Genomic DNA, 3,651 nt, shown 5'->3' on the forward strand with positions numbered 1-3,651 from the left:
TGCGGCTGTACACCGCCTCCCCCGGCAGCAGCGGCTCAAAGTGAATGCTCCGCCCGCCGTTGTCGTTGAGTATCAGTTCCCGCTCATGAACCTGTAAGCGGATATCGAAGGGCGCTTTCCAGCCGGGGCCGAAAACCCCCACCGGCGCAGGCGTCCGGGTCCGGTAGCTGCTGTAGGTGCGGGAGTGCATGAACGGCAGCGGGCCGGGCAGCGCAAGGTCCGTCTCGCCGGGCAGCACCTTCGCCCCCAGTAGCGGATTTACCGGATGGCCCGAGGTCATCCCGCCCGGACACACCGAGCACGCCACGCCGGTGGGCGCGCCTATCAGTACCCCCGCTGACCCCTGGACTATCGGACCGCCTTTTGCCGTGGCATCACCCTGACGGGCGGCTGGTTTTCCGCTCATGGTATCTCCTTAATTTCTTATATATTTAATCTGCTCACGATCAATACTTTCATTGTTTAATATAAATGATCATATTACCTGGCTCATCAGGTCCGTCTGGAAAAAAGACAATCCTTTCTGACATAAAAAATATCCCCCCATCATAAAACCCATTAATTAAATACGAGGATGGAATATTACACCGTTCAGAATTAACATTATACATTGAAATATCAATCCTATTGTCAATATTAATAGTCCAATCCCCGAAAAAATTAGCCTTATATGTTTTATCCTCGCAACAAACTATTTCCATAGGCATATTCCTGAAATAAAAAAATTCCATTTTCCTTCACGATCAATTCTGATTTTATATCACCATCAATATCAGCAAGCCATTGCCCAACAAATTTGGCATCATTTTCGCCATCACATCCACTCAAGATAATTAATAATAACATAAATAAAATTTTCATTTTTTGCACGCACATGATAAATCAAAGTGTAAATTTATGGTTTGTGTTTTTGGGGACATGGGACCTTTTTGAAATTTTCTATCCAAAGGATTACCAATATTATCCCGCCACCATTTTGTATACCCCAGGATTGGGGAATGTGTCGCTGATTGTATCGTTGAAGAATTTGTTACAACTACATCCAGAGAGTTTCCGTTTATTGAATATTGAGCATTGTAACTTCCAAGAAAAGTAACTGCCAGATTTCCTGTGTGGCCAGTCGTCAAAATATTTGAATAGTCTTTAAGATAAAGAAAGGCACCATTTGTCCCACCAACAGAGTAATCCCATTTGCCCGAAGATTTTAAGGGTTTACCACTTTCCATTTTTCCTGAACACTTAAAAGCAGTATCAATACCGTCACCCAAGGCGAGAGCATGAATTGCATTTTTGTTAAATCTCACTCTTTATTCTCAATCGACCCCATATGTACTGCTGGTTCAGCACCATGCTTCAGTAGAAAATTAACGAAATCGACATTATGCTTCCATCTGGCGACACCTAGAGGATTTCGCCCAATGGCTGGGTAAGTTTTATTAATATCTGCCCCATGCAATAGCAAAAATTCAGCTATATCCTGATGTGCTTGAGTTCCATAATATGCAGCAATAATTAATGGTGTTTCCTTATATTTACCTGTAATACCATTGATATCAGTTTTTGCCACATCAACAAGAAAGTAAACAGCTTCGACATTGGCTCTGCCTACAGCTTTACTTAATGCTTCATCTCTACCGGGAATAGTTACATCTCTACATTGTTTAATGTCATGATTTTCGCACTGCTCATCACTTAAACATCTTTCACAAAAAAACCATATTTCTTTTAATTCATCAACGTCATCTGGAAAACTGGCGACAGAACTCAATGAGTAGTTTTTCTCAAAAACATCATCAAACATACTGCAACCTGCCAAAAATGGGATAAAAAATATTGAAAATAACATTATCAGTTTTAATAACATACTCCCCTCTGCATTCAATTTGGATTAACAACTCTATCATGCGCCTGCTTATATTCATCTGGATTGACATTCTCTCCCATGCTTTGTAATAAATCTAACATTTCAAATTCCATATAGTTATTTAATGCTTTTTCCTGTGCGGCATCATAGGCCGACTGACCAAATTTACTTACTGCAAATTCATATCCTCCTGCCATACCATTACAAAGGGGACGGTATAATGTATGTAATCCTTTTAAATCATTTTTACATGCGTATTTCATATCAGACCCAAGGCCTTTATCACAAGTAGCCTTGTCACTATCTAATGTTCCATAGCATATATCATGATTTCGACAGGCTGGTAAAAAGTCAGCAGCCCCCAAAGAATCAGGTACAAATCTGTCTGTACTCTCATCTCCACATCCATAGCCCCAAGGATGACCATCAGAACGCATCCCTTTTTGCCCCAGTGGATCAGTCTCTGTGACTGGATTCAGTGGGTAATTATACAAGTTCCATCCCCCCTCCAGCCCTATCGGATCCTGGGTGATATACCTCCCCAACCACGGATCATAGTACCGGTTCCGGTTGTAGTACAGTCCCGACTCCTCATCATGCTGCTGCCCCGGCAGACGGTATGACTGATACACATGATGCGGGTTCTCCTCATTAAGCAGGTTTCCCCATTCATCATACTCCGCGCTCCACACCGTATTGCCGTCTTCGCTGATAAGCGCCAGCGGCAGTCCCCGGTGGTCGCAGTGATAAAGATGCAGTGTGCGTTCCGGCGTGTATTCCGGCTCCACCTGTTTTTCCAGTTGCTCCACCGTCAGCCCGCACTGCGCAAGCCACGCCCGGCTTTCACCGCTCACGCGGTCTGCCCGGATTTCTTCCTCCAGCCTGTCCAGCATCCTCACCAGCTCTGGCGGGAACACCACGCCGTGGCCGTCCTCACTCCCTTCCGACTGTAACTTCTCCGCCAGGCTGCGGCGCTGCATTTTCTCCCGTTCGCCGTTCTCTGTCTCGATACGGATGAGCGGCGTGAAGCTTCCCGGCTGGTAGACGGTCTGGATTCTTGTCTTTTGGGTCTGGATAGTGGTCAGCCGGTCGCCGTCCCAGCCGTACCATGTCACCTCCGGTTTACGCGACAGTGACATCCACCCCGTCAGGTCACGCGCGCGACGCCACACCCGTTTACCCGTCCGGCGGCCCAGCGGGTCGTTGAGGTAGCGGCTCTCAACCAACGGCTCCTCATGTTGTATCCGCGTGTAGAACACCAGGCGGTGCTGGCTGTCGTAGTGATAGTGGTGGGTCCGCTCGTCGTCCGTCCGTATCACCCCTTCCGGGATGCGGTCCGTCTTCTCCGTCAGCCTGCCGTGCTCATCGTAGCGGTACAGGTAGTGCGCGTCTTCGGTGATGCGGTTATCCGGCCACGCCTTGAGGGTGCTGTCCGGATGCAGCTCCGGGTCGGGCAGCCGGTTGCCCGCCGGGTCCGTCGCATACGGGATGCGGATATCCAGGTCCGGTGCGAGGGTGTGCACGCTCGCCAGCCTGCCCGTGGCGCTGTAGCCGTATTCCCGCGTCTGTCGCGGACCGCTGATGCGCACCAGGTCTCCGTTGTCATTCCACCCGTAGTCACGGTCATACACCAGGCTGTTCAGGTGCTGACTCTGTAGCTGACCGGCGGGGGTGTACGTGCTGCTCAGTTCGTATGCGGTATTGCCAAAACTGCGCACCGTCTCACGGTGCAGCCTGTCCCGCGTATACTCGACCAGCGGCGTCCCGCCCAGCTTCATTCCCGCCAG

The 3,651-nt window shown here is 48.8% G+C and carries 5 protein-coding genes; all 5 read right to left on the reverse strand.

The window, feature by feature from the left end:
* A partial coding sequence (locus tag BGE37_RS24545) for a DUF6531 domain-containing protein (protein WP_241956680.1) occupies nucleotides 1-406 on the reverse strand: 406 nt, incomplete at its 3' end.
* A 269-nt stretch (nucleotides 407-675) separates the two neighbouring features.
* On the reverse strand, nucleotides 676-861 hold the full coding sequence (locus BGE37_RS25370) for a hypothetical protein (RefSeq protein WP_157944757.1): 186 nt from the start codon (nucleotides 859-861) through the stop codon (nucleotides 676-678).
* Nucleotides 858-1,304: a hypothetical protein gene (locus BGE37_RS25375; RefSeq protein WP_157944758.1), complete on the reverse strand. Its 447-nt coding sequence runs from the start codon at nucleotides 1,302-1,304 to the stop codon at nucleotides 858-860. The genes BGE37_RS25370 and BGE37_RS25375 overlap by 4 nt, the downstream gene beginning before the upstream one ends.
* Complete coding sequence (locus BGE37_RS24555) at nucleotides 1,301-1,864, reverse strand: ankyrin repeat domain-containing protein (protein WP_105288539.1); 564 nt, start codon at nucleotides 1,862-1,864, stop codon at nucleotides 1,301-1,303. Before BGE37_RS24555 ends, BGE37_RS25375 begins: the two co-directional genes overlap by 4 nt.
* Before the next feature lie 14 nt (nucleotides 1,865-1,878).
* Nucleotides 1,879-3,651: RHS repeat-associated core domain-containing protein (locus BGE37_RS24560; RefSeq protein WP_241956681.1), on the reverse strand; the 1,773-nt coding region annotated here is incomplete at its 5' end.

Source organism: Escherichia sp. MOD1-EC6300 (assembly GCF_002965045.1).
GTDB lineage: Bacteria > Pseudomonadota > Gammaproteobacteria > Enterobacterales > Enterobacteriaceae > Escherichia > Escherichia coli_F.

Coding starts and splice junctions, on each gene's coding strand:
- BGE37_RS24555 (WP_105288539.1), bottom strand. CDS start 1,864: ATGTTATTAAAACTGATAATGTTATTTTCAATATTTTTTATCCCATTT.
- BGE37_RS25370 (WP_157944757.1), bottom strand. CDS start 861: ATGAAAATTTTATTTATGTTATTATTAATTATCTTGAGTGGATGTGAT.